The sequence below is a fragment of the Candidatus Jidaibacter acanthamoeba genome, assembly GCF_000815465.1.
Taxonomy (GTDB): Bacteria; Pseudomonadota; Alphaproteobacteria; order Rickettsiales; family Midichloriaceae; genus Jidaibacter; species Jidaibacter acanthamoebae.
Genome location: NZ_JSWE01000092.1, coordinates 206434 through 233408, shown reverse-complemented (window position 1 = coordinate 233408; position 26975 = coordinate 206434). Strand labels below are relative to the sequence as shown.

27 protein-coding genes are annotated in these 26975 nt (G+C 35.1%); 11 read left to right on the top strand and 16 right to left on the bottom strand.

Features of this window, described 5'->3' with window-relative positions:
- The 3 genes from NF27_RS11755 to murJ all read right to left on the bottom strand — a co-directional run.
- Positions 1–122, bottom strand: a 122-nt coding sequence (locus NF27_RS11755; RefSeq protein WP_152606840.1) for an IS3 family transposase, incomplete at its 3' end; no start/stop codon positions are given.
- 700 nt (positions 123–822) lie between these two features.
- The gene (locus tag NF27_RS04105) at positions 823–3438 is read right to left on the bottom strand and encodes an ankyrin repeat domain-containing protein (RefSeq protein ID WP_039456000.1); all 2616 of its coding nucleotides are present in this window, start codon (positions 3436–3438) and stop codon (positions 823–825) included.
- 113 nt (positions 3439–3551) lie between these two features.
- Positions 3552–5063 (bottom strand): murein biosynthesis integral membrane protein MurJ, encoded by a 1512-nt coding sequence (gene murJ / locus NF27_RS04100; RefSeq protein ID WP_039455996.1) that lies wholly within the window; start codon positions 5061–5063, stop codon positions 3552–3554.
- A 192-nt stretch (positions 5064–5255) separates the two neighbouring features.
- On the opposite strand from murJ, the gene NF27_RS12040 reads away from it, so the two are divergent.
- Positions 5256–5438 carry a hypothetical protein gene (locus tag NF27_RS12040; RefSeq protein ID WP_152606839.1) on the top strand — a complete coding sequence of 61 codons (183 nt, stop codon included), beginning with the start codon at positions 5256–5258 and terminating at the stop codon, positions 5436–5438.
- A gap of 903 nt (positions 5439–6341) precedes the next feature.
- Here the strand turns inward: NF27_RS12040 and rplS are convergent.
- The 4 genes from rplS to rpsP are packed head-to-tail and all read right to left on the bottom strand — an operon-like array spanning position 6342 to position 8306.
- Positions 6342–6722 (bottom strand): 50S ribosomal protein L19, encoded by a 381-nt coding sequence (rplS, locus tag NF27_RS04095; protein WP_038538576.1) that lies wholly within the window; start codon positions 6720–6722, stop codon positions 6342–6344.
- On the bottom strand, positions 6719–7468 hold the full coding sequence (gene trmD / locus NF27_RS04090) for a tRNA (guanosine(37)-N1)-methyltransferase TrmD (protein ID WP_039455991.1): 750 nt from the start codon (positions 7466–7468) through the stop codon (positions 6719–6721). The genes rplS and trmD overlap by 4 nt, the downstream gene beginning before the upstream one ends.
- Entirely contained in the window at positions 7452–7985 is a 534-nt protein-coding gene (gene rimM, locus NF27_RS04085; RefSeq protein WP_039455988.1) for a ribosome maturation factor RimM, read from the bottom strand. The genes trmD and rimM overlap by 17 nt, the downstream gene beginning before the upstream one ends.
- Positions 7986–8024: 39 nt before the next feature.
- Positions 8025–8306, bottom strand: coding sequence for a 30S ribosomal protein S16 (gene rpsP / locus NF27_RS04080; RefSeq protein ID WP_084212780.1), 282 nt, complete (start codon positions 8304–8306; stop codon positions 8025–8027).
- Positions 8307–8583: 277 nt separating this feature from the next.
- Here rpsP and NF27_RS04075 point away from each other — a divergent pair, with 277 nt between their 5' ends.
- From NF27_RS04075 to NF27_RS04065, 3 genes are all read left to right on the top strand, one after another.
- Positions 8584–9735 carry an ankyrin repeat domain-containing protein gene (locus NF27_RS04075; RefSeq protein ID WP_152606838.1) on the top strand — a complete coding sequence of 384 codons (1152 nt, stop codon included), beginning with the start codon at positions 8584–8586 and terminating at the stop codon, positions 9733–9735.
- A gap of 146 nt (positions 9736–9881) precedes the next feature.
- A complete protein-coding gene (locus NF27_RS04070; RefSeq protein WP_039455982.1) occupies positions 9882–10694 on the top strand; it encodes an ankyrin repeat domain-containing protein in 813 nt (270 codons plus the stop codon).
- Positions 10695–10785: 91 nt separating this feature from the next.
- Positions 10786–11808: an ankyrin repeat domain-containing protein gene (locus NF27_RS04065; RefSeq protein ID WP_039455978.1), complete on the top strand. Its 1023-nt coding sequence runs from the start codon at positions 10786–10788 to the stop codon at positions 11806–11808.
- Here the strand turns inward: NF27_RS04065 and NF27_RS04060 are convergent.
- Entirely contained in the window at positions 11771–12802 is a 1032-nt protein-coding gene (locus NF27_RS04060; protein WP_039456105.1) for an Mrp/NBP35 family ATP-binding protein, read from the bottom strand. The two genes, NF27_RS04065 and NF27_RS04060, sit on opposite strands and share 38 nt — an antisense overlap.
- Positions 12803–12881: 79 nt before the next feature.
- Here NF27_RS04060 and hflK point away from each other — a divergent pair, with 79 nt between their 5' ends.
- The 4 genes from hflK to NF27_RS04040 are packed head-to-tail and all read left to right on the top strand — an operon-like array spanning position 12882 to position 15418.
- Entirely contained in the window at positions 12882–14060 is a 1179-nt protein-coding gene (gene hflK, locus NF27_RS04055; protein WP_039455974.1) for an FtsH protease activity modulator HflK, read from the top strand.
- An 8-nt stretch (positions 14061–14068) separates the two neighbouring features.
- Entirely contained in the window at positions 14069–14935 is an 867-nt protein-coding gene (hflC, locus tag NF27_RS04050; RefSeq protein ID WP_039455971.1) for a protease modulator HflC, read from the top strand.
- A gap of 13 nt (positions 14936–14948) precedes the next feature.
- Complete coding sequence (gene iscX / locus NF27_RS04045) at positions 14949–15143, top strand: Fe-S cluster assembly protein IscX (protein WP_039455968.1); 195 nt, start codon at positions 14949–14951, stop codon at positions 15141–15143.
- 2 nt (positions 15144–15145) lie between these two features.
- Positions 15146–15418, top strand: a complete 273-nt coding sequence (locus NF27_RS04040; RefSeq protein WP_039455965.1) for an EscU/YscU/HrcU family type III secretion system export apparatus switch protein — start codon at positions 15146–15148, stop codon at positions 15416–15418.
- A 658-nt stretch (positions 15419–16076) separates the two neighbouring features.
- Here NF27_RS04040 and NF27_RS04035 read toward each other — a convergent pair.
- Both NF27_RS04035 and NF27_RS04030 read right to left on the bottom strand, forming a co-directional pair.
- Positions 16077–16697: an alternative oxidase gene (locus NF27_RS04035; RefSeq protein WP_039455962.1), complete on the bottom strand. Its 621-nt coding sequence runs from the start codon at positions 16695–16697 to the stop codon at positions 16077–16079.
- Between the two features lie 18 nt (positions 16698–16715).
- Positions 16716–17150 carry a group III truncated hemoglobin gene (locus tag NF27_RS04030; RefSeq protein WP_053332560.1) on the bottom strand — a complete coding sequence of 145 codons (435 nt, stop codon included), beginning with the start codon at positions 17148–17150 and terminating at the stop codon, positions 16716–16718.
- A gap of 96 nt (positions 17151–17246) precedes the next feature.
- Between NF27_RS04030 and NF27_RS04025 the strand changes: the two genes are divergently transcribed.
- A complete protein-coding gene (locus NF27_RS04025) occupies positions 17247–17675 on the top strand; it encodes an RrF2 family transcriptional regulator (RefSeq protein ID WP_039455959.1) in 429 nt (142 codons plus the stop codon).
- Positions 17676–18123: 448 nt separating this feature from the next.
- Here NF27_RS04025 and NF27_RS04020 read toward each other — a convergent pair whose 3' ends face one another.
- From NF27_RS04020 to NF27_RS03995, 6 genes are all read right to left on the bottom strand, one after another.
- Complete coding sequence (locus tag NF27_RS04020; protein WP_039455956.1) at positions 18124–19083, bottom strand: hypothetical protein; 960 nt, start codon at positions 19081–19083, stop codon at positions 18124–18126.
- An 87-nt stretch (positions 19084–19170) separates the two neighbouring features.
- Positions 19171–19854: a heme exporter protein CcmB gene (locus tag NF27_RS04015; RefSeq protein WP_084212779.1), complete on the bottom strand. Its 684-nt coding sequence runs from the start codon at positions 19852–19854 to the stop codon at positions 19171–19173.
- Positions 19823–20461 carry a heme ABC exporter ATP-binding protein CcmA gene (ccmA, locus tag NF27_RS04010; protein ID WP_053332559.1) on the bottom strand — a complete coding sequence of 213 codons (639 nt, stop codon included), beginning with the start codon at positions 20459–20461 and terminating at the stop codon, positions 19823–19825. Before ccmA ends, NF27_RS04015 begins: the two co-directional genes overlap by 32 nt.
- Positions 20461–22233, bottom strand: coding sequence for an ABC transporter ATP-binding protein (locus NF27_RS04005; RefSeq protein WP_039455950.1), 1773 nt, complete (start codon positions 22231–22233; stop codon positions 20461–20463). The genes ccmA and NF27_RS04005 overlap by 1 nt, the downstream gene beginning before the upstream one ends.
- Positions 22234–22243: 10 nt before the next feature.
- Complete coding sequence (locus tag NF27_RS04000) at positions 22244–24340, bottom strand: Rne/Rng family ribonuclease (RefSeq protein WP_053332558.1); 2097 nt, start codon at positions 24338–24340, stop codon at positions 22244–22246.
- A 205-nt stretch (positions 24341–24545) separates the two neighbouring features.
- Entirely contained in the window at positions 24546–25187 is a 642-nt protein-coding gene (locus tag NF27_RS03995) for a ribonuclease D (protein ID WP_039455947.1), read from the bottom strand.
- 105 nt (positions 25188–25292) lie between these two features.
- Here NF27_RS03995 and pth point away from each other — a divergent pair, with 105 nt between their 5' ends.
- Positions 25293–25880: an aminoacyl-tRNA hydrolase gene (pth, locus tag NF27_RS03990; RefSeq protein WP_039455944.1), complete on the top strand. Its 588-nt coding sequence runs from the start codon at positions 25293–25295 to the stop codon at positions 25878–25880.
- A complete protein-coding gene (ychF, locus tag NF27_RS03985; RefSeq protein ID WP_039455942.1) occupies positions 25880–26974 on the top strand; it encodes a redox-regulated ATPase YchF in 1095 nt (364 codons plus the stop codon). Before pth ends, ychF begins: the two co-directional genes overlap by 1 nt.
- Position 26975: the final 1 nt, after the last annotated feature.

Sequence of the window (26975 nt, the reverse complement as noted above, 5' to 3'; positions counted from 1 at the left end):
TTATAATAAAGGTTTTCAAACTCATTAGGAGATAAATATCCTAAAGAAGAATGTCGAAGTTTATTATTATACCAGCACTCAATATACTCGAATATATCGGTTTTAGCGGCGTTGTTGCTCAAATATGTAAATGAGGTTGAAAATTAACAAAAATCTGAAGGAATTAAAGTAGGTAATCCTATCCTCCAAAGTACTACCAAGGATGGTTCTACTCCTTCGGTAAGTCACCCCTACTCTTACTAAAGATTTAAGCTCACAATCCGCTATAGACCCATATGTAGCACAAACATTAATACAATTAACAAGCTTATTCCCGGACGAAGACAAGAAAGCAGTTTCAGCTTTAACGGAGGAAACAAATAGTTCTCCTTTAAGAAGCACTGAAGAAAAGACGAAGGTAAAAACTAAAGCGCAGGAAAAGATAGAAAACAATAGTATAAAAGAAAGCAAGAGTTTTGCAGCCAAAATCGGGAAACCTAGGATTTCCGGTGAAGGGATAAGAGAGAGTCAAGCTGAAGCTAAAACAGGAGCACTTGGCAAGTAAATTATAGTAAATTAAGTTGAATATCTAACGCGTTAATTCAAATATAATAAGTTAAGTTTAATATGACTATATAGCCTGCAACCGAAAAACGGATAATAAGAATAGTAAGAAGTACGCGCCTCACCTCCATTTATAATGCGTGTACTTTATAAATGACATAGTCATTTATACGTAAACTTAGTTTAATTTTTTATAGTTCAACTATGCTATGCTCCCTGTATGTAGGATATTCAACTTAATTCACTATAACTTTTCATTGATAGCATTTGCTACCTATACTAACAGCATTGCAAAGTAAGATCACATTCAAACTCAGGCTCAGCCTGCTCCGCAGTAATTACTTCTTCATAAACCGGACGTCCTTTAAAAAATGGTTTTAACATTTCTTCGGTGTAACTGTATTTAGTCAGAAAATCATTATAATCATCATACTCGGTTCTTTTACAATCTAATGAATTATATTTCTGAATTGCTTCCTTATCCTCCTCAATCGTATTGCCGACTACATACCTAGGAGTGAGGGAGGTATCTTGAAGATATGGATTTTTATACACTGATTTTATCGTCTTTTCATTATTAAGCTTGTAAACTGCTACGATTTCAGAGCCTTCAATATTATTCGGAACAAACTCATATTCATGAGTAACGCGGCCGCAAATTTTCGGTGCTTCCGCTTTCAACTTAATTTCCAGAAGAATATTTTCTCCCTTTCCTTTAGATGTAATCCCGAGAGCAAATTCAGAAGCCATAGAAGGCTCCGCTGATACATAAGTGCCTCCGTATTGCCAAAAATGCCCGTCCTTAGCTTCAAGTCGGTTCCAAGCTTCTTTAACATGAAAACCTAAAGTTTTTTGCATTTCACCTTTTCCGAAAGCCCTACTGCCGTACTTAAACAATATATCCTCACTTCCGTCATCCAAATCTGCAACAAAACCCCGATAAACCATAATATCCTCATCAAATACAGGCACACTAACTCCGTTAAGCCCTAAAACTTCCAATGTAAAATCTTTATCAAGCCGGTTAAGAGCATTGCCGATAACCATATGATACGCATCAAATTCGTTTATTACCTTGCTTAACTCATTATCATTGGGAAAGGTCCGTTTCAGCTCTTGAAAACTCTCGAATCTTGCTTGGTTATCCGCATTAAAAACTTCATTTAAAATTGTTTTAGCTTGATTAATTTCATTTTCATTAATGATTTGTGATAATAAACTTTTTTCAAGTGCCACTTTAGCAAGGTTAATATAATGCTGTGCAAGCTTATGAGTTAAACCGTATATAAAATCAAATTCCTTTGAATCTATATCATCATTAATATTATTTACTAAGTGTTTGTACTGATGAGGTATATTAATACCCGCTTTATCAATAAGGTTAACAATTGCATGATACTTATTGTTTTCTATAGAGTTATCCAAACCTTTTATAATTGCACTACTTATGTCGGAAAGAATATTAGTTTCAAAACATACGTCAAGCACATCATGCAGCTTAGCAGCAAAGTCATAATTACCTTTAATGATCGCATTAATATAAATTTTATTTAATTCTTCGCTTGGAATTTCAGAGACCTTTACCATTATCTTGAGTAGTTCTGAATCTCCATATAATGCAAATAAAATTTCTTCATTTTCCTGAGGTAAAATCAAAGAGTTAGTGAGATTTTCCAAAACATGCTTAATTAATATCTTATCGCCTATTTTTATTATTGCTAATAAATCATGACTCCTAACTTGTACGCCATACTCAACTAAAAACTTCACTACTTCCGGATGGTTGCCGTAAGCTGCTTTTTCTATTGCATTATTACCAACCTCAGCTCCATGTTCAAGCAGAAACTTTATCACCTCTGAATGCCCACCCGAAGCTGCATTACTTACTGCATATTCACTAATCTTATCCCCATATTCAATTAGAAGCTTTAATACATCTAAATTCCCTAGAAAAGCGGCAAGATCTATTTCTTTGTCCGTAATCTTACTCCCATGCTCAAGCAGAAACTTTAATACCTCTAAATGCCCCATTTTAACTGCAACCTCTACAGCAGAGTCACTAATCTTACCCCCATGCTTAAGCAGAAACTTTAATACCTCTAAATGCCCGCCTAAAATTGCATTAGTTACTGCATGCTCACTAACCTTATCCCCATGTTCAAGCAGAAACTTTATTACTTCCAAATGACCGACTACCGCTGCAAGCTCTATTCCATTACCCGTAATCTCAGCTCCGTGTTCAAGCAGAAATTTCAATATTTCTAAATGCCCGCTCAAAATTGCAGTTTCCACCTTGGAGGCGCCAATCTCAGCTCCATGCTCAAGCAGAAACTTCAATATTTCTAAATGCCCGCCTAAAATTGCATTACTTACTGCACGCTCACTAACCTTACCCCCATGCTCAAGCAGAAGCTTTATTACCTCCAAGTGCCCGCCTGAAATTGCGGTTTCTATGTGGGAGTCGCTAATCTCAGCTCCATGTTCAAGCAGAAGTTTTAATACTTCCAAATTTCCATCCGAAACTACTTCATTTACCGCATATTCACTTATCTCAGCTCCATATTTCAGCAGAAGCTTTAATATTTCTATATTTCCTATTGAAATGGCGAGATCCACCTCATAGCCCCCGGCCTTAACACCATGCTCAAGCAAAATCTTTAATGCTTCTAAATTTTCCAACTGAACAGCAAAATTTAATGTATCTTCATGAATTTCAACATCATGCTCTATAAGATATTTCATCACATTAAAATAATTACCATCTACTGCATCATATATGCTAACCGTATCAAAATAGTTAAGAAATTCATTTGCTTCTTCAGCAAATCCTCTTTCTAAAGCTTCAGTAAAAAGTTGCTCTTTTGAAATACTTTTCCAGTTTTTTAATTCACTCATGTAATTATTTATTTAACATTTGTTATATTAACTATTATTATAACACAACCTTGTTAAACAAATATTAAGCCATTGATTAATATGGTGAAATATTTAGGGTATTAATTTATAAATCACCTCTTTAAGTAGCCTTTAATTTCTCGTAATGAAGTTGCCTTAGTAATTATTGCGCTTACTAAATAAACTAAGCTGCCAAGCACAATTAATATACTAAGCGATACATAGGGTTTAAAGTTAACCGTAAATCTTTTGAGCAGGTATATAGATATCGTCATTATTATCGCAGATACAATATATTTAATAATTTTAGAACTCATGCCAAAAACCAGTTTGAATTTACCGTTTTTATTAAGCAATAGCCATAGTAGCGAGATGTTTATCCATGCTGAAATCGAAGAAGCTAAAGCAATCCCGACATGTTTTAGATACTGAAGCAGAATAATACTAAATAAAGCGTTACTTATCACACATATAAAAGCAATTTTTACTGGGGTTTTCGTGTCTCCCCCGGCGTGATAGTTAGCAACGAAAATTTTAACCAAACTATAAGCAGGAAGCCCTAATGAAAAGGCCATCAGTGCTTTAGCTGTTTCATTTGTAGCAAGGCTTGTGAACGCATTTCTTTCAAATAAAACTTCCACTAGTTCAAAAGCAAGTATGAAGAGTGCAAATGATGCGGGAACCGAAATAAACAGCAGAAAGCTTATCGCTTGATTTTGTAGCCTTATTCCTTCTTCAACATCTCCTCTTTTAAAAGCTTTAGCAAGCATAGGCAGCATCACTATCCCCATGGTTGTGCCGATCAAAGCAAGCGGAAGTTGGTTAATTCTATCCGCATAATATAAATAAGAAAGTGCACTTGGGATAAATGAAGCAATCACGGTATCAACCAGCACATTAATTTGTGCAACCCCTGAACCTATTATACCGGGCACTATTCTTCGCGCCATAGTACGAATATCTTCAGTTATTTTAAGTTTAGTAAACCTTACCAAGCACCTTTCTTTATAGAGGAAAAATATCATCCAAATTAATTCTGCAACTCCGGCTACTACTATTCCATAAGATAACCAATGTAATTTTTCTACTTGAGAATTTCCCTTAAGCGCAAAAAATATAAGCACTAAATTCAAAATAACGGGCGCTGCTGCAAAAGCAAAATACTTCCCCCTGCTGTTTAAAATACCGCCGTAAAATGCAACAAAGGAAATCAAAGCCAAATAGCTGATGCTCACCCGCGATAATGATACGGCAAGATTGATATTTTCACTACCCCCAAGCCCGGGCGCCGTGAACTTTATTAACTCCGGCATAAAGATAAATATGAGCCCGCAAAAAATCATTAATGCAATAAGCAAGAACCCTTGAATTCGGGATGCAAACTTTTGAGCTTCACATTTACCTTCGGTTTCCAGAATACCTGAATAAAGAGGAATAAAAGAAGCACTGAAGGCGCCTTCACCAAAAATGGTACGAAAAAAATTTGGTATTCTGAATATTATTATAAATATATCGTTATATATTCCAGCCCCCAGTTGAGCGGCAAGTATTACATCTCTGATATATCCGAAAAACCGGCTGATAAAGGTAGTAAGGCTAACAACCAGAGCACTTCTTAAAAACATCTCAAAGTATAAATAAATTAAGTAATAACCTTTTATAGCAAAGAACCAAGGCTATTTAAACAACAGATTTTTAAGGCTATAGAAGATACGATCGTTATTTACCTCATAAACTCCAAAACTGTAAACGTTATAGTACATGCACCAAAGAAGAAGCTAAGGCTATACAGAATTGACCCGAGATACTCTTTTATTTTGAAGAAAATTACGGATATAATCAAACTAATCAATATTATTAGCGAAACAACTATAGTAATGTTCATACAAAACTCAAAGTTATCTGATGAATTTGTACCCGCAAGAATAGTTGATATTATTGCAATAAAAGGCGCAAGAATTACGAACAGCACAAATAATATAGCTATACAGGTTATATAAAGCAGGTTGATATACTTAATTTTAAACCCCTATAATTAGATAATTTATTAATATTTCGCTTGTTTTACCATATAAATGCTTTTATTCATAGATAATATCAATAACCCTAAGAAATTTATTTAAACACTCATATCCTTGCGCCCCAAGTGATTAAACTAATTCTAATTGCCGGTTAACAAATACTCAAAGTTAAGATATAAAAATAATTCTCTTACGTATAGCTCACCCTTCCACCTTTATTCGGAACAGCATATAGCACACAGGCTAAAGTTATAGTGAATTAAGTTGAATATACTACATACATGGAGCATAGTTGAACTATAAAAGAAGAAAATAAGTTTACGTATAAATGACATAGCCATTTATACGAGCACGCGCCATAAATGGCGGCGAGGCGCGTGCTTCTTACTATTCTTATTATCTGATTTCTCAGTTACAGGCTATACAGTCATATTAAATTAAGTTTAATAACTTACATAATTTATTTAAATAAAAATTCAACTTTATTAAATTAATAGCAGCATTCCCTTCGCCTCTTAGAGGGGCAGCGCTCATAAAGATTCCAAGTAATTTTTATGTATCTTTACTTTGTTATAAAGCACCAGGGTTAAATAAATGTTATTGTATGATTTATAACTTAATTTATTATAAGTTTAGAATAAATATTGCTATAAGAGTGAATGCGAAGAATTCTGAAAATAACGTGTCTTCGCTTACCGGTAGCCGCTCCGCCCCACATGAATTCATTCTAATCTCAATTCATAGGCTATTAGCTATATTAAACTTAAGTATTACTATATCTATAATCAACTAAAAAGCGCATACCATAAATAAATTATAATATGCGCTATTATCGGTTACCAATAAAGTAAAAGTTAAAACATCGGTTGTTTTTACGGGTAACTATTTAGCCGCAGAAGACGGCTTGTCTTTTCTTTCTTTAATCCTTGCAGCTTTACCTCTTAAGTCTCTCATGTAGTAAAGTTTCGCTCTTCTTACTTTACCTTTTCTCACTACTTCAATTTTATCGAGACGCGGAGAGTATAATTTAAATTTTCTTTCTACGCCTTCACCGTTACTGATTTTTCTTAAAGTGAAGCCGGAAGCGATTCCTCTGTTTTTAATATGTATACAAACCCCTTCGAATGCTTGTATTCTTTCTGTCGCACCTTCCACTATTTTAACATAAACTTTTAAAGTGTCACCGGATCTAAATTCCGGAATAGTTTTGCCTGCAACTAAGGCTTGAATCTTTTGAGATTCATATTGTTGAAGTAAGTTCATTTCTTTTCTCCTTTAATGTATTGGTTCCATAAATCGGAACGTGCATTTTTAGTTTTTATTTCAGCTTGCTTTAGGCGCCATTTTTCAATTTCCTGATGATTACCCGAAAGTAAAACATCCGGAACTTCATGGCCGCGCCAATTACTTGGCTTTGTAAAGTGAGGGTACTCTAAAAGGTTTTCAAACTTTCCTGCACCAAAACTTTCATTATCTAAAGCTTCGCTCTTTTCCAGTACACCCGGCAACAACCTTACACAACAATCTATTAGTGGAAATAAAGCAATATCACCGGATGAGACAACATAGTCGCCCATACTTATCTCGGCAATGTTATACTCCGTAAATATTCTTTCGTCAATCCCTTCATACCTGCCGCAGATAATATTAATACCTGAAGAATGTTCACTTATAATTTCTTTAGCAATCTTTTGATTAAAAACTTTACCTCGAGGCGTAAGGTAATAAATAGGTTTATTATTGCTTATAAAACATGAATCAATTGCAGCACCCATTATATCAGGTTTGATGACTAACCCTGCTCCACCGCCGTAGGTGGTATCATCTACGGTTTTATGCTTATCATGAGCAAAATCCCGAATATTATAAACATCGAGACCCCAAATTCCTGCTTCTAGAGCATTACCGATAATTGATGAATTAAGCGCACCCGGATAGATTCCCGGAAAGAGAGTGAGAATAGAAACTTTCCACACGGCAGATAAGCTCTCCCTATTCTGAAGCTGCAAGAACTTCTTCTAACGGCTCAAGTAAAATATGTCTTTTATCTAAGTTAATTTCCGGTACGAATTGCTTAGTAAACGGATAGTAAATAGTTTTTTCCGAGTTTAAATCATAAATCTCTAAAATATCTCCGGCGCCGAAATTAACCACGCCTTTAACTACGCCGAAATTAGTACCGTTTTTTAATTTAGCATCTAAGCCCATAAGGTCTGCATGATAAAATTCATTGCTGCCTGCGGACGGTAATTCTGATCTTTTAATATAAAGCCTGGTGTTTCTTAATTTTTCAGCATCATTCCTTGAAGCGATGCCTTCAATACCCGCAATTATATAATCTTTTTTAAGAGTTATAATATTTATTTGATACTCTTTATTGCTTTCATCAAATAACTTTTTAAAGTTAGCCAGATCCTTTGGATTGTCAGTAAAACTTCTAATTTTTACGTACCCTTTTACTCCATTTACCGAAGTAATAACTCCCACACAGATATCGTAATCGTTTTTAGCGCGTTGAATCGACATTTTAGGACCTTTTATTAAACCTTAAGCTCGTTAAATAATTTATTTATTAGCTACTTTCTCTTTTTTGCCTGCTAATAAACCAAAATTAAGTAAAAATTTCTCTACTCTATCAGTAGCTTGCGCACCAACGGAAAGCCAGTGTTTAGCTCTTTCCTGATTAATAACAACTCTTTGCTCGTTATCTTTAGCAAGCAGCGGATTATAACTGCCGATTTTCTCAATAAACTTACCGTCTCTCGGCGAGCGAGCATCCGCAACTACAATTCTATAATAAGGTCTCTTTTTAGCGCCTGATCTGGATAATCTAATTTTTACACTCATTGTTTCAAATTATTCTTAAATTATTTTGAGATACTTATAATCCAACTCTTTATTAATGTAAAGATATAATATTATATGATAGTCATTTTTTATCTTTCTTATTAAGAATACTATTAATGTATTAAAATACATTAACTTACTACCTACCATACAATCATAATTGTTATAAAATACTAAATATTAACGTAGCATTTATTTTTAAGGTTAACCCACTTTACTTTAGAATAGTTTAGTGTTTCTAATTAATATTAACGCAATTAAAAAAGGGGTAAGAGGCGTGATTCATCAAGCTAACGTTATATTTGAAAACAGGCGATACGAAATTGTAGTTTTAAGCTGTGAGTCAGAAAGGAAATCGGATTCCGAGGATTATCTTACTAAAGCTAAATTCTTTGAAATTTGGAAAGCTTTCTTATTAGGGAGCACTGTAATCGCAGGTATTGATAAGGTGAGTTATATTGAAAAACTCAATCATATGTCGATTAATCGTGTTTTTAACGTTATTATGCAGAAAGCTAACGCTAAGGATAAACCAGATCTAAAAGAAGAAAAGATTGATGAAGATATAGATGAATTGATCTTTACATTTGAATCCGATCTACCTGATGAAAAAGCGAAGCAGGAGGCGAATGTGAATAAATTACAACTTGCCTTTGAAAGCAATCAAGTAGAAGATAGCATAGTCGAAAAGAAAGACCTCCTACAAATCGCGATCGAAACCAATCAAACAAATATAGTAAACATTCTTTTTGATAAGTTTCAAATAAACTATAGTGATACTCATATGAAATCTGCTCTTTCAAGAAGAAGGGTATATGGCAAAGACATGTCGATTCTGTTATTCAAAAAAACAGAGCCTGATTTATATTCGGAAAAAATAGCTTTAAATGAGTTATTTCGCTATGCGAAAAAGAACGATTGGGATAAATTTTTATCATTTTTAAAAAAGCAGCCTAAAGAAATTGAAAAGTATATTAATAAGAAACTTAAAGGCCATTGCTTGCTGCATTTAGCTACCGCCCATGCTCCACTGGAAGTGGTTAAGGCTTTGGTTGAGATGGGTGCAGATTGCAGCATTACAAATGATAAAGAGCAAAATTCTTTGCATATAGCTGCTCTTCTTGCAGACGATAAAGAAACCTTCTATTACTTACTGGATAAATTCCCTTTGATGCTAGAGTCCAAGGATAATTTCGGCAATACACCAGTTATGATAATGGGTAGCAAAGATAGCCCCGAGGTTGAAAAAATTGTTTCTGGATTTACCGAATCCAGCATTTCCTCTAAAGTTAAAAAAGATACCCTGGATAAACCCCCTTCATGCGAAAAAATTTTTTCCTTCGGAAGCCCTAAAATCTGGGAACTTTATGAAAAGCTAATGCAAAAGGCTTATTCAACAGAAAATAGCATTGTTAATTTCAGATCATAAAAACTTTATATTTCAATAGCTAAACTAAAAAGGTACAAAAGTATAAAAATCAGCAAGTTAAAAATATTATTATTATCAGTTTAATATACTTTACTTGCTATTAATTTTATGATCTCCTAAATCTGAAATTTTATAAAGGATAAAGCATGAAACAAGAACAACTCTTAGAAAGATCTTTTAAAGTCGGTGATGTAACTCATAATTTAAAAGTTATTAGCGGTGGTGCAGAACCGGAGTCTTCCGCTTGGTGGGCAGCTCAATATACAAAGTTAGCTTCAAAGAATTTAACAGCTGAAAGATTTATAGACCTTTGGGCAAGTTTTATCCGCAATGATAGTGAAATTAAAAATTGGACCATAACGGATTACATTAATTCTTTAAATTCAGCACAAATTAACAAACAATTCGAAGTTGAATATAACGGAGAGAAAAAGACTACTAATCTTCTCACCCTTGCAATTGAAACGAACCAAACAGCTGCATTAAGCGCATTGATTAAAAACTTATCAGCTTCAAGCGCTACGGCAATGCCTTCACTTTTTGCACTTGCTATGTGCAACAAATGGGATCAAGTGCTAAGCACCCTTGAGCAGCCGAGCAATGCTATAAAAAATGATTTAAATACTCTGGAAAATGGCCAAACCTTACTTCATCTTGCTTTAAGTACAAGTAGAACCAATATAGCAGAAAAATTAATCGGCTTAAATGCGAAATGCGACATTGCCAATAAATACAACAGGTTGCCTTTACACTTAGCGATTGCTTCCGGTCAGCAGGAAGTTGCCGGAAAATTATTTGAAAAATATCCTGAGGCTTTAGAACACAAGGATGAAAGCAATAAGACTCCGCTTTATTATGCGGCCGGTAAGCTCAGGGCTTCACCTCTATTTGAAAAAATGCAAAATTATGTTGAGCAAGTTAGTCAATCAACAACCACCCAACAAGCCCGCTCAATCTAACTGAGTAACATAAAACAACGGCTTACCCACAACAAGTAGGCCGTTTTTTCTATAAATAATTTTCAACCATAATATTAAATGAGAAAATAAAATGAGGCTTCGTGCACATAGATTTGAAGATGAAGAAAAAAGTGGTTTACAAGAAGGCACCGTTAAAGTTATTACCCGAGAGAATCACTCATTAAAACATGGGCAAAATGGTGGCTATAGGCAAGAAAGTGCCTTTACTAGAGTTGGAAATTTCTTAGGGGTTACTTTAAGAACCCTTGATGAGAGAAGATACAAGACTCTACTAGATGCCTTAAAAGAAGGAAAAACTGAAATAGGAGATGGCAAAGTAAATATTACATATTACATGAGCACCTTAGATCCACACTCTCCGAGTTTCAAAAATTATGGCCTTAATTTATTAATGGCTTGTGTAATAAATAATGTAAAAATAAATAATAAAAATAGTAATTTAGAACTAATTGAAATTTTACTAAAAAAGATAGTTGAAGAAACTACAATTTTAAGCAATACTCCTGAAGCTCTATCCAAACATGTAGAAGCTGCAAATGAAAAAAAATTTATTGCCATCTCTGCTTTATTAAGAAGGGTAAGCAACCAGAAAGAATACGATATTACCAAAAATTTAGGTCAATTCTTTAGAGTAGCAAGGAGCTGTCAAAGAGAAGATAATTGGGATGAATTTTTTGATTCAATTTATGAAGCCGGCGAGTCCATAAAAGACTGTGTAAACGAACAACTCAATGGAGAAGCATTAACTGAAGTTGCCGCTCAAAGCGGAAGATTGGATATAGTTATGGCACTTGTAGATTTTGGTGCCCTCTGCTCAGTACCTTCATCTAAAACTAATTCTTATCCATTACATAGTGCTGTAAAAACTTCCAGCAAGTTTAATTTTTGGAGTACCTGTAACTTTATAGAATATGTTTGCAATCAATATCCTAAAGCCCTAATAAAAAAGGATAACACAGGACAAACCCCTTTAGATTATGCTTCTGAACTTTTTAAAGATTCCGAATTATATGCAAACATATTGCTACCAAAAAAAAATAATATGGAAGGAATTATCAACAAACCTTCTTCGCAATCTCGCGGAAGAGGCTAGCAATACTTTTATAATCATCGTTTAGAGCAATCGGTATGCCATGATCGGAGGAGGAAGCAATTTTAGGATTAAGCGGGATCTCGCCCAAAAAGTTAATACCTGCTTTTTGAGCAAAATTCTTCATCCCGTTTCGACCGAAAATATAAGTAATATTTTTAGACTTTTCATCCTCAAAATAGCTCATATTTTCAACTACTCCAAGCACGGGAATGTGAAGCTTATTAAACATGTCATAAGCTTTTCTCACATCTGCGAGAGCCACTTCTTGAGGAGTAGAGACTAAAACGGTACCGTCGATAATATAATTTTCCGCTAAACTTAAATGCACATCCCCAGTTCCGGGGGGGGTATCAATCACCATTACATCCACTTCTCTATCATCAAATGCCCAATTAGTCATTCTCATCAACTGAAATAAAGCCTTGGTTACCATAGGTCCACGCCACACGGCTGCTGCATCGGGATTGACCAGAAATCCCATTGACATTAACTTTACGCCGAATTTTTCAAGCGGGATCATTAAATTATTTATCAATTCAGGTTTTTCGGCGATACCGAACATCTTAGGCATAGAAGGACCGTAAATATCAGCATCAACCAATGCCGTTCTCTTTCCGCTCTTGCTTAAAGCAACCGCTAAGTTGCAGGCAACAGTAGATTTACCAACCCCTCCTTTTCCCGAAGCAACTAATATTATTTTCTTTACTCCCATTATGGGTGATTTTTTACTTACTTTCGGATCTTCTTTAGTAGAACTCACGGTTACCTTCACGTCCCCTACCCCTTTAATTTTTTTTACTTCCTGTTCGCATAAGTCTCTCAATTGCTCTTTAGCTTTGATTTGTTCCGGAGTTTTCAATGCACTGTATTCAAGGGTAAAAAATACCGAATTATCTCTTATTACCACTCTTGGAATAAAGTCGGTAACTGGCTTTCCCGCCTCAGGATCAATAATATTAACTAACGATCCGATAATTTGTTTTTCTGTAATCATAGACATACTCTTGCCATAAGCGTTGAAGTTCGATATAGTTGATACCTATATGGAAAATTGAATACTAGGCAACAACAATATGTCAGACTTTCGCAATCCTTGGGATGATAGCTCCAACCGAAATAAAAAACCAGATAATAATGATGATTTGGATGAAATAATCCGCAAAAGCCAAGAAAAAATCGTAGATTTTCTCCAGGCTAAGAAAAAACCTTCGGGAGGCGGAGGAAACAGCAATTTCAGCGGCTCAAATTTCTCCTTACCTTCAAGTAAAATCATTATAATTGCATTGCTCATCGGGCTACTTTCCTGGCTTTCAACCGGCTTTTACACCGTGCAGCCGGATGAGGAAGGTGTAGTTTTGAGACTAGGGAAATATAATAGAACTTCGATTCCGGGTTTAAATTATAAATTTCCTTCTCCTATAGAGACTATCGTGAAAGTAAGTACTACACGAATTAATCGTGAAATTATTGGCTTCCGTTCAAATTCGCCGCAAAACTATGGTACTTCAAGGCTATTCGGTTCTAAGCCTAATGACGTTGCGGATCAAAATATTGAAAATCGTCCTGAAGAAAGTCAAATGTTAACAGGTGACGAGAATATAGTTGATATAAACTTTGACGTGCAATGGAAAGTAAAAGATGCAAAAAATTTCTTATTTAATTTAAGAGATCTGCCTAATGAAAACACGGTTAAAAGTTGTGCGGAAAGCGCGATACGTGAAGTAATCGGTATACATAAAATTTCCGATGCTTTAGCGCAGGAACGTTTTAAAATTGAACAGAAAGCTAAGCAACTGTTACAAGAAATGTTAAATAACTACAAAATGGGCGTGCACATTGAAAGATTACAATTACTGAGGGTACAACCGCCACTTGAAGTTATTGATTCTTACCGTGATGTCCAATCAGCAAAAGCTGATAAGGAAAAACTTATCAATGAAGCTTTGGCTTATAGGAATTCGATGCTACCTAGAGCAAGAGGTGAAGCCGAAAAATTCCTCCAGGAGGCGGAAGGTTATAAACAGCAGGTTATAGCCAGCGCTCAAGGTGAATCAAGTAGGTTTAACTCAATCTATAACGAATACCAAAAAGCAAAAGATGTAACCCGTAAGAGAATGTATCTGGAAACCATGGAAGAAATACTTTCAGGAATGGATAAGATTATTATGGACGGCAAAGCTTCCAGCGGAACCGTGCCTTATCTTCCTCTTAATGAATTACTGAAAAATAACAATAATAGCGAAAAGAAATAGGGGTTAATATGACAAAGAATTATTTTAGTTTAACATTAATAATTATAGTATTTGCGGCTCTGTTAGCTATATTCAACTCTGCATTCATTGTTGATCAAAGGCAAGTTGCTTTAGTAATTCAATTTGGTGAACCGATTAAGCAAATTGATACACCGGGGCTTAAATTTAAAATACCTTTTATTCAAAATGTGTTCTTTTTTGACAAAAGGATTCAAAATTTAAAATCTGAACCGACTGAAGTTATTGCTTCCGATCAAAAAAATATGCGTGTTGATTCTTTCGGCAAATATAGAATAAAAGAAGCCCTTACATTTTATCAAACAGTACAAACCGAGGAGAAATTAAAATCCAGACTTTCATCAATTTTAGATTCTAACCTTAGGCAGGTATTAGGTAGCGTTCCTTTTAAAGCTTTGCTTAGCCCGCAAAGACCTGAGCTCATGAAAAAAATTTGTGACCTGGTGAATACGGAAGCAAACAGTTTAGGAGTTGAAATGGTCGATGTAAGGATAATGAGAGCAGATCTCCCTGAAAAAAGCCGCGAGGCCGTATATCAACGTATGAAAACCGACCGTTTGAAAGAAGCTAAAGAAATTAGAGCACAAGGTGATGAGCAGGCACAAATCATTAGAGCTACCGCTGATAAAGAGAAGAAAATTATCTTAGCGGAAGCACAAAAGAAAGCTCAAATGCTGCGTGGTGAAGGCGATGGAGAAGCCATTAAAGCTTTCTCATCAAGTTTTAGCCGTGACCCGCAATTTTATGAATTCTATAGAACTCTGCAAGCTTATAAAAAGTCGATTAATAAAGATAACACTAAGCTCATTTTATCGCCCGACGGTGAGTTTATGAAATTCTTCGGCAAAGTTAACTAGCGGTTTTTTTAGTATGAAATGGCTTGATGTTTACGATATTGCAATTGAACTTGAAGAGCGTTACCCGGAAGCTGATATTATTAATATTAGATTCACCGACTTAAAAAGTTGGGTAATATCTCTTCCGCGCTTTAATGATGATCCCAATAAATGCAATGAAAAAGTGTTGGAAGCAATTCAAGCAGCATGGATTGAAGAGCGGGAATAGTTGTGCAGGCAAATAAAGAAGAATTAAAGGCACTTATCACGATCACTTTAAAATATGCTGCTAACGAAGGCATAACTTCAAAATCCGACTTAATTCACAAGGATGAGATAGTAAAAGCAATTTTAAAGAAAGCAAAAGAAAGCGGGATTAATATGGACTCTGATAAGCAATCAGAAATTATTTCTGATACTCTTAGGTTTAATGATTATCTCCCTGCGGAAGCTTATATAACGGCTGCTAAAATTTTAGCTTTTATTCTGAAGAAGGATAGATAGATATAGCTATTTTCACATATGTTGAGAATAAATATTGCTATATGAGTAAATTCAAAGAATTCTGAAAATAGCGTGTCTTCGCTCCCTAAGGCGCTCTGCCACCCCCTGACCCGCTTTTATTTTAATCTCAATTAATAGCTTATTAGCTATATAGTGTATTAATTTGAATATGCTATATATATTGAACATAGTTGAACTATAAAAAATAAACTAAGTTTACGTATAAATGACATAGCCATTTATAAAGCGCACGCGCCATAAATGGCGGCTAGGCGCGTGCTTCTTACTATTCTTATTATCTGATTTTTCAGTTGTAGGCTATATAGTCATATTAAACTTAACTTATTGTATTTGGATAACAGCGTTAGATATTCAACTTAATTTACTATAGATAGGGAAGGAAGGCATAAATTAATAATAGTAGTGCGCGTTCCTCCCCCCTAAAATAGGAGGATCTTATCCCTAATTAATAGGAGAGGTAATTAAGCAATTTGATAGTAATAATATTGCTCAAGTGGTGAGATGAGCAATAGGGCTTTTATGATTTTAAATTAGTGTTTACTTTTAACCTGCACCTATATTTACCTATGATATTACTTTCTTTATTATTTGGATAAGCATTGCTTTAACATGCCGTTATGCCGAATTGAGGTTATTACTACTTAGTTAGTAGATTAGCAAACTCATGATTTACATCTCTATGCTCCGCTTCATCATTACGCACTGCAACTACTACATCACGTAAAGTTGCATTACTGGGTAGTTTCCAATATTCTATAGCAGTGTTTGTAGCCGGGGTATTTTTGATACGCCCGTTATCAATCTCCTCTAAATAACTTGTGTAGCTAATGATAGCCTCTTCTTCAAAATATCCTATTAATCTATGAGCTGTTTTCGGTGAAATTAAATATAATAAGAAGAATGCATTAAAGAAAATACCTTGCACGAGCAGTATTACCATACGCTCCAACCAATTTGGTTTTGCAATTTCCAGAAAGGCCATTAGATGTATGCGTTCATTCTCAGCCTCATCAAGCAGCATTTTTATCCATCCGTTATCAGGACACTGTTTGCGTAAGCATTTTAAATGAATTAACAAACCTCCTACCATTCCTGGTACAGCAGCTACGGTTTCCAGTACTACAGCTCTATGGCCGTATCTTTTTTGGAAAAAAGTGTCGGCTATCCAACGTAAAAACTTACACATAATCATAGCGAATCTATCAGATAAGTCATTCGGTTTATGATGAAGTGTTAAATTCGGTTTATCGATTTTCATAATATAGCTCTTATAGATTTAATTCCTTATTTTTAATTCCTTATTATAAAATTTTATACCCAGCATCAGGCTCTGAGCAATTTTTCGTGCACGGTCTATAAAAAAATCAGCGATTTCTTTTGAGCAGGTATTATATGCATTTTCTTCAAATATGGATAACCAACGCAAGAAATGCTCTTTATGTAAATTAGGGATATTTATGTGCTTTAAAAGAGGTTGACCTTTATACCGGCCTGTAGAGAGCACAATAGACGACCAAAAGTCACACATACGAGACAAATGCTCATCCCAACTACCTTCAATAACATTATCAAAAATAGGCGCAATAAGCTCATCTTCTCTTACTTTAATATAAAAGCTATGCACCAAATTCTCAATTATAGGCTCCGTAATACCTAACGATAATCCAACATTATTACAAAAATTAGAAGCCAGTTCCGGTTTATCTGTCATAATTACTTTACAAATTTTAAAGTTGCCTCTAAAATACTTCTTATAAAATAATCTAACATATTTAGTTTATTAAACAATAGTTTTTAAAAATTTGTTATGCGATTAACTCTTCACACTGATTATGCTTTCAGAATATTAATGCATTTAACTGCAAATAATGAAAGCTTAAGTACAATAGATCAGATAGCAAAAATATATAACATATCTAAAAATCATTTAGTTAAAGTAGTAAATACATTAGTAAAAGCCGGATTTGTTGAAGCAATAAGAGGTAAGGGAGGGGGTTTACGCCTGGCTTTTAAGCCTAAAGAAATTAACCTAGGCGCTGTTGTAAGGGCAACTGAGCCTGACTTTGCATTAGTGGAATGTTTTTTACCTACCAATTCCTGTATTATTTCTCCTACTTGCGGGTTAAAACATATATTTAATAAAGCCATTAGTAATTTTCTTAAAGAATTAGATAGTTATAATTTGCATGATTTAAGTTTAAACAAAGAAAAGATTGCCGGTATTGCAAAAATTTAATTTATGCTTAGTTATTGAGTAAGCTAAGCAAGTAATTAGCTATCCATATAAAAAGATATAGTAAATTAAGTTGAATAACCTACATATAGGGAGCAATAGTTGAACTATAAAAAACTAAATTTACGTATAAATGACATAGTCATTGATAAAGCGCATGCGCCATAAGTGGCGGCTAGGCGCTTGCTTCTTACTATTCTTATTATCTGATTTTTCAGTTGTAGACTATATAGTCATATTAAACTTAACTTATTATATTTGAATAAACGCGTTAGATGTTCAACTTAATTCACTATATAAAATGTTAGATTTCAACCGGCCTCACTACGAAGGAAAATAATATTATTTTGTATATGGGTATTTGCAGTATAACCTCAGTTACCGCAAACCCAGACATAGGTAACGGATGAAACTAAAGGCCCCCTTAATTTAAAATTATTCTTTCCTACAATTAACCTCGCCCGCTACCCTTGGATTGCTCTTCCGGCTGCTTACCCTTCAGTTCCTGTTTCAATTCGGCGAACACTTTATCAACTTTTTGCTCGGCACTCTTACCGAAAATAGAGCAAACCAGATCCTTAATATTATCCATTAATCTTATTACAATATTATTTACGCTCGCATCCATCTTTATAGCATTCTTTGAAATTTGTGCGGCCTTGTTATAAATCTCTTCCATCTCTTGTGGAGTTACTTGCTGCTCTTTAGCATATTTCTCGGCAATTTCCCTTATGCCGCTCACCAGCGCCTGCGGTGATTTTTTACGGTTATCGCCTATAACATTTTTAATATCTTTAATACAATTACCTATTGCTGCTTCGTGCTTTTCTATCTGATCCAGTAAATAATTAATTTTAGTAATTTGTTGTATTTTTTGCATCAAATCATCTTTTGAAAATACAGGCTCTTTGATAATTCTTCCATTTTCACTTATAAGCTCTAAACCATATACTGTATTACCTGGTTTATCGAAGTCATATTCGCAATTAATTTTCAATTCCCGTTCATGAAAAATTGATTGCACTGCGGCATTTAAAATATCTTTAGCTGTTGTTAGGCATAAATCATTATTTCTCATATAATTATATGCATATCTATATCTATTTGCATCATTACTTCTTGACTTGCCTAACTTTCCACCAACCTCAGCAAAATCAATTTGAATAAAACCTTTTTTATTATTAAATTCATGTACAGCATGCTCTAACATACCGCGAACTGCCCAATAAACTTCCTTAAAATCTATTTTATCTTCATTGGCTCCGTTACGTAAAATTTTGATATTATCTACATATCCCGGATCAAAAGTTAATAGCTCTTCTTGCGGAGTAATACTCTTTGGCGGTATAGGTTTTATTTCTTTAAACGGTGATTTAATTCGTCCTTTCATTTCTTTATTATCATTTTTCATATGTATGCCATATTTATTATCTTTACATTATAATAACAAAATATAATTAATATTAGGTTAATACAAAGAACATTTAACCGCTTAACCCTACCCCTTATCCTCAAGCGCGATTAACACCAAGTACTTTGAAACAACAATAATTATCGGCATAAAAAACAAAACGAGTGCACCCAATAGCCATAAGTAACCGTGGTTATTTATCCCGAGTGTCGCAAATATTAAGCCCGGGAAGGTGAAAACCAGTACAATAACGGAAAGCAATGCATTAGCTTTACTCCCGAGCAGCATAGCACTCGATAACAATAAAAAAAGCAATACGACCGCGCTTAACAGCACTTGTGATAGCAGCGCTATATGCCAATATTCAACCGCCACCCCGGTTAAAAATAAAACCAGCGGAATCAAACATGCGGAGATTAAAACATAAAGTGCAAGTTGAGCCAAATATTTTGCGAGTATAATTAGCGCAAATTCTGCTCCGATTAAGTAAAACTGCTCCAAGAACCCAAGCTTATAATCTTTCGAAATTAAAGCCTCATGGGTTAAGATTAACACAAAAATGTTAATTACGAATATCATTCCAATGTTTACTTCAAGCGTCGCTTTAGCCGCCCCGATTGCAATTTTAAAAGTAATTACCGCGATTAAGAAATAAAATAGAGGATAGATAAGCTCATTAAAATTCCTAACACTTAACAACCACTGCCTTTTAAAAATTAGTTTAAAAACCTTAAAATCACTAGGCCTCATCTGATGAGCTATTCGACTCATATTTATAATCCTCAATTTCCAAAGTTAACGGTGTTTTTAATTTGGTTTCCTGGTTGGTGGAAATTATAACAATTCCGCCTTGTGAACATTTAGCGGAAATTATGTTATGTAATGTTTCTATACCTAAACTGTCTAAATTTACTAACGGCTCATCTAAAAGCCAAATTTTAGCATGGCTAAGTAATAATTTACTCAATATAACTTTTCTTTTCATCCCTTTAGAAATCTTCTTTACCGGTAAGTCCGCGGCTTCCTCCAATGCAAAAGTTCTAATTGCGGCAGTAATAATTAACCCTGTATTATAAATTTCCGCCCAGAATTTCAGATTTTCCAATATGGTTAAGTCTTCATCCAAAGCTTCTTCATGACCTATATATTCGGTAAGGTAGCAATATTCATCAAGTGCTGATTCAATATTAATTTCATTAAAAAATATTTCACCTTTTTGAGGTTTAAGTATGGTTGCTATGGTTTTAAGCAAAGAAGTTTTACCGCTGCCGTTGCTTCCTTTAACAATAAGGCAAGCCCCGTTCTGTAAAGAAAAGCCGAGATTAGAAAAAATATTTTTATTGCCTCTGTTTAAGGATAAGTTGTTGCAGGTAAGCATTACTTACCGTCACTTTTATACTCTTCATAGAGATGCGCATATTCTTTGCCCAAACTTAAAAGCTCTTCATGGCTTCCGAATTCCGATACTTTTCCTTCGGAAATAACATAAATTATATCAGCTGATTCTATGGTCGATAACCTATGTGCAATTACTATAGTAGTTCTCCCTTTTTTCAAATACTCCAAAGCCATTTGCACTTGTTTTTCCGATATTGCATCCAGTGCTGAAGTTGCTTCATCCATAAGCAGTATAGGAGCATTTTTTAAAATTGCTCTTGCAATTGCAATCCTCTGCCGCTGCCCGCCTGATAATTTCACCCCGTTTTGTCCGATTTGCGTATCATATCCCTCAGGCAAATTGATTATAAAATCATGAGCCGCAGCTGCAAGAGCCGCATCTGTAATCTCTTCTTCGGTTGCATTTAACTTACCGTACCTTATATTTTCTCTAATAGTATCGTCAAAAAGCGCAACTTCCTGGCTGACTAGCGCCATAGAATCCCTTAGTGATCTAATCCTGATCTTAGAGATATCTTTCCCGTCAATTAAGATCTCACCGTAATTCGGGTCATATAAACGTTGCAGCAGATTTAAAATAGTAGTTTTTCCGCTTCCTGAAGTACCGACCAAAGCGATGGTTTTTTCCTGTGGAATAAACATATTTACCCCATCAAGGATTTTTATATCATTTTTATAAGAAAAGAAGACATTCTTAAATTCGATATTATAGCTTTTAAATTTAGCTTCCGGCAAGGTGATGTCATCATATATAGTCGGTTCTTCATCAAGCATGGTGAATAACCTTTTACATGCGGCAAGCCCCTCTTGTAAGGATGTATTGAGCTGTGAAATTGCCTTTAAAGGCCGGTATGCCATTAAAAGTGCTGCCACAAAAGAAAAGAATGCACCCGGAGTAGTGTGCCCTGAGATTACCTCTAAACCACCATACCAAATAATAGTTGCAATAGCTATTCCCCCTAAAGTTTCCATAATAGGAGATGACGCGGATTCAACATAGGCTCCTTTCTTGTAAAGCTCTAAGAACCTATCGATAATTCTATTCGCTCGAGAAATTTCATATTCTTCCCTGCAATATGATTTAATAATTCGAGTATTTTGAAATGTTTCATCAAGCCTTACGGTAAAGCCTCCAAGCTCTTCCTGAATATTACGAGCAATTTTACGCATTCTTTTACCGAGTCTGATAATAGGCAAAAACGCGAGCGGAATCATAAGCAGTGCAATTATAGCTAAGCTAAAACTTTGATAAAACATCACACCTATTAAACCGATTAAGGTAAAAAGTTCCATAACTCCACTGGTTACCACATCGGAAACCGTTTTCCGCATAGCGTTTATATCATTGGTAAAACGTGAGATTAAATTGCCTGAAGCATAATCGGTAAGAAAATTCGTATCCGCATAAATTAAATGTGCATAAAGCCTAAGTTGTATATCGGAAATAATTTTCTGCCCGATTTTCTTCATGGTGTAAGATTGTAAAAAAGAGGCTATTCCTTTAATTATCGCATTCACTACCACTGCAAAAGGGACGATGTAAAGCATGGTTAAATCTTTTTTAACAAAGATGTCATCCAATACAGGTTGCATCAACCAGGCTCCGATCGAAGTAGTAACGGAGATTATAATCATGCAGAAAATGGCAAACTGAATTTGTTTGCCCTGTAATTTTACATGCTCACTAAACAGTCTTCCTATTAGGTATAAACTGCTATCATATTTACTTTTCTTATTTTTCTTCTGAAACACTAGTATCCCCTTATTCTACTATTTTTTTCCAGATTTCTTTTAAGAAAGATTGGTTCTGCTTTCTCTTTTTTTCCATATTTTCTTCAAAAGCATTATCTTCCTCATAATCATAAGGAATTATTTCTTTAACCGGAGCTCGGTTTTCTTTGTTTTTAAATCTATTGTTATTAACACCCTTTCCTTTTCTTTTGTCTACTCTTTTATGGCCGTGCTCCACTTCTCTCTCCTGCTCACGGAATGTAGGTTTCTTAGCATTAGTTTTCCACTTTCTCTTAGCGGAAGAATCTTCTTCTTCAGCCGGTTCTTCAACCGCATAAGGCTCAACATCAATTGCCGATAATGCTGATTGAGTCACGACTTCTTCCTTAGTTTTCTTACTTTTTTCAATAAAGAATCCGTCTGCTCCCGCTTCTTCATCCGTGTAAAAAGTTATTCTGACTTTATGAGATTTTTCAAGCTTTGAAATTTCTTCACGCTTATTATTTAAAATATAAAACATCAGTTTTTCACTGCCCGATACTTGAATCTCATCACAGCTTCCTTCAGCAAGATCATTATCCAATGCTCTTAAAACGGCAATCGCGGTTGCTTCTACTGGTCTAATTCTTCCTCTGCCGTCACAATGTGCACAAACATGCGTACTTGATTCAAAGAAGCTTTTACGCAGCCTCTGACGTGTCATTTCAAGTAAACCGAACATACTAATTCTATTCACTTGAATCCTTGCGCGGTCGTTACTGAGTGCCTCTTTAAACTCTCTTTCAACTGTTCTGCGATTTCTGGAATCCTCCATATCGATAAAGTCGATTACAATCAAACCGGATAAGTCTCTAAGCTTAATTTGTCTGGCGATTTCCCGTGCAGCTTCCATATTGGTTTTTACTGCGGTGTTTTCTACATTTCTTTCCGAAGTTGCTCTTCCGGAGTTAACATCGATTGCAACCAACGCTTCCGTATGGTTGATAACCAAATACCCGCCTGATTTAAGAGGTGCTACAGGATCGTAAAAAGTATTTAATTGATTTTCAATGTTATATTTTACAAATATCGGTGACTTGCCTTTATATTTTTTGACGCTGTCTACGCGTTTAGGCAGGATAAGTTCCATAAATTTTCTGGCATTTTCATAAGCTTCGTCGCCTGCAACCAAAATTTGCTCCATGTCACTATTATAAAGGTCACGAATTGATTTTTTAATTACATCTCCTTCTTCATGGATGAAAGCCGGAGCTTTTGAAGCCAGAGTGTGTTCTCTTATATTGTTCCAAAGCCTGATTAAATAGTTAAAATCCCGCTTAACTTCGGTTTTGGTCTTATGAGCACCTGCGGTGCGCACGATAACACTTGCGGCCGTACTTGCTTTTTCATTTAATTCGTCTGCTACGCTTTTTAGCCTTTGTCTTTCCTGGTTATCCATAATTTTTCTGGATACACCACCTGCCCTTATTGAATTCGGCATTAAAACGCAATATCTGCCTGCAAGTGAGATATAAGTTGTAACCGAAGCTCCTTTATTTCCTCTCTCTTCTTTTACGATTTGGATAAGCAGTACCTGGTCTTTTTTTATTACTTCCTGAATTTTATAGTTTTTATAAAAATCGGGGCGGAATTCTCCGACCGAATTTTCTTCACCTTCAGCTTCCGAAGAAATTAATTCGGCTTCAGCTTCCTCTCCTTCGGAAGCGGTATCTCCTTCAGCAGGTTCTTGAGCGATTGTATCCTTAGTATTTTTAGTCTCTTTAACTTCTTCTTCTCCTTCTTCTTCGATATCAAACTGCTCGATTTTCCTATTTTCATCTAATAACAACTCTTTATCTTCCGCATCAACCATAGATGAAAGTAAAGCTTCTTTATCCACCTTAGGTAATTGGTAATAAGAAGGGTGGATTTCAGGAAAAGGTAAGAATGCATGTCTTTCCCCTCCGTAATCAACGAATGCAGCCTGTAATGAAGGCTCAACTCTGATTACTTTTGCTAAATATATATTTCCTTTTGTAGATTTCTTATAAGTGTTTTGATAATCAAATTCTTCAATTATTCCTTTATTAATCACTACTGCGCGCGTTTCTTCAGGATGTGCGCCATCTATCACCATCAGTTTTGACATCTCTTTTCCTCGTTATCTCTGATTTAAATTCTAAAAACATAGTTTAATTTTGATAAAACTTTTGTGCTTCAAAGCATTATACAATTGCCTGCACCGATAAAATAAGCTATTTAAAGCAAGTATTTAAAAGTAAATCCGCATTTAGTCAATCTATTTTAAGTAACAGCCTTAGTTCCTTAATTTTTGTATAAAGCGATGCATTAAACTATATCGAATGAGCAAAAATATCTATTTCCGGCCAACCGCTTAAGTCCAGATCGGCTCTCGTAGGTAAAAACTCGAAACACTTCCCTGCAAGTTCCAGCCTCCCTTCACGCTTAAGCATAAAATCCAACTTATCTTTTAATGCATGTAAATATAAAACATCCGAAGCTGCATAATTAATCTGATCCTGGGTAAGCTTAGCAGCGCCCCAATCGGAAGTTTGCTGCTGTTTAGAAATTTTAACCCCGAGTAGCTCATAACACAAATCTTTTAAACTATGCTGATCCGTATATGTACGTGCAAGCCTGGAGGCTACCTTAGTACAATAAACGTTTTTAAGTTCGACTTTTAAGTAATGATGCATAATTGCAATATCAAAACGAGCAAAGTGGAAAATTTTTATGCGATTTTCATCACTTAAAAACTTTTTTAAATTAGGGCAATCATATTGCTTATTCGGAAAATGCACCACATGGACATTTTTTGCTTCATCGCTTAGTTGCACGACACAAAGCCTATCCCTAAAGTTATTAAGACCCATAGCTTCGGTATCAATTGCTAGATTACCTTGAAGTGAAACATTACTCGGAAGGTCATCAATATGATATTTAGTATTTATAGCGGTCTCCTTATTACTGGTCATTCGTTCCTCTTTATATAATACAAATCAACTAATATAAATAAATTTTCTGTCATTTTTTATTCTAAAAGGTTAATATGCGTTCGCAGTATCAATTGAAACAACAATATGTATAAACTTATTGCAGGGCTCGGCAACCCGGGAGAGAGAGATAGAAACACCCGTCATAACTTAGGGTTTATGGCGATAGATGAAATTGCATTGAAACTCAATGTTATGCAATTTGTTAATAAATTCCATGCTGAATTTGCCTCTCTCCAAGTTGCAAATCACAAGATTCTTCTGCTAAAACCTCAGACTTTTATGAATAATTCGGGTACGGCCATCAGAGAATGTGCTGTTTTTTATAAGATACTACCGCAAGATATTTTAGTAATCCATGATGAGCTTGATTTGGAGACGGGCAAAATCAAAATTAAGACCGGCGGCGGCAGCGGCGGCCATAACGGCTTAAAATCAATTGATCAAAATATAAGCAATAATTATTATAGACTTAGGTTCGGTATCGGTAAGCCCGAACATAAGTCACAAGTTTCGGATTATGTACTCCATAATTTTAATAGTAATGAAATCAAAATTGTAACTCAGGGATTAAAATTTATTAGTAATAATCTTGGATTATTACTCAATTCCAACTATGATAACTTTCTAAATAATTATGCAAATGAACTTAAAAAAAACGTGGAGCAAAAATAATGGGATTTAAATGTGGAATCGTCGGTCTTCCTAACGTCGGTAAATCAACTCTTTTCAATGCACTCACCTCTTCTCAGGCTGCTGAGGCAGCAAACTATCCTTTCTGTACAATTGAACCGAATGTCGGCAAAGTTGCGGTTCCCGATGAAAGGATTAACAAACTTGCGGCTATTGCAGGTTCCGCTAAAATCATCCCCAATCAAATAGAATTCGTTGATATTGCCGGCTTAGTCAGGGGCGCAAGTAAAGGTGAAGGTTTAGGCAATCAATTTTTATCTCATATCAGGGAAGTAGATGCGATAGTAAACGTACTACGTTGCTTTGATGATGATGATATCACCCATGTCGAAGGGAAAGTTGACCCAATTAGCGATATTGAGATCATAGAAACCGAACTTATTCTTGCTGACCTTGAAAGCTTAGAGAAGCGCTTACCTAATTTAGAAAAGAAAGCAAGAACCGATAAAGAAATAGCACTTGATGTTGAGCTAATTAATCAGGTTACTAAAGTATTAGGCAGCGGCAAACCTGCAAGACTTGCCCTCACTAAGGATAATGAAAAGCGCCTTAAAAATTTACAGCTTCTTACTTCAAAACCCGTAATGTATGTCTGTAATGTTGCAGAGGACGATGTTTTATCAGGCAATAAATACTCCGAACAAGTTTTAAACAAGGCGAAGGCTGAAGGTGCATTTTGCGTTTTGGTTTCAGCTAAAATTGAAGCTGATATTGCAAATCTTGAAAGCGAGGAAGAGAAAAAGGAATTCTTAGAAAGCTTAAATATGAAAGAAACGGGTTTAAGTCAAGTAATTAAAGCCGGCTATGATATGCTCGGGCTCATTACCTTCTTTACCATAGGCCCTAAAGAAGCTCATGCTTGGACTATTATAAACGGCACTCTTGCTCCCCAAGCTGCCGGAGTTATTCATACAGATTTTGAGAAAGGATTTATTAGATCTGAAACCACTTCTTACCTAGATTACGTAAAATATAACGGTGAAAACGGTGCACGTGAGGCAGGAAGGCTAAGGTTAGAAGGCAAAGATTACAAAGTTAATGACGGTGATATACTGCACTTTAGATTTAATGTTTAAA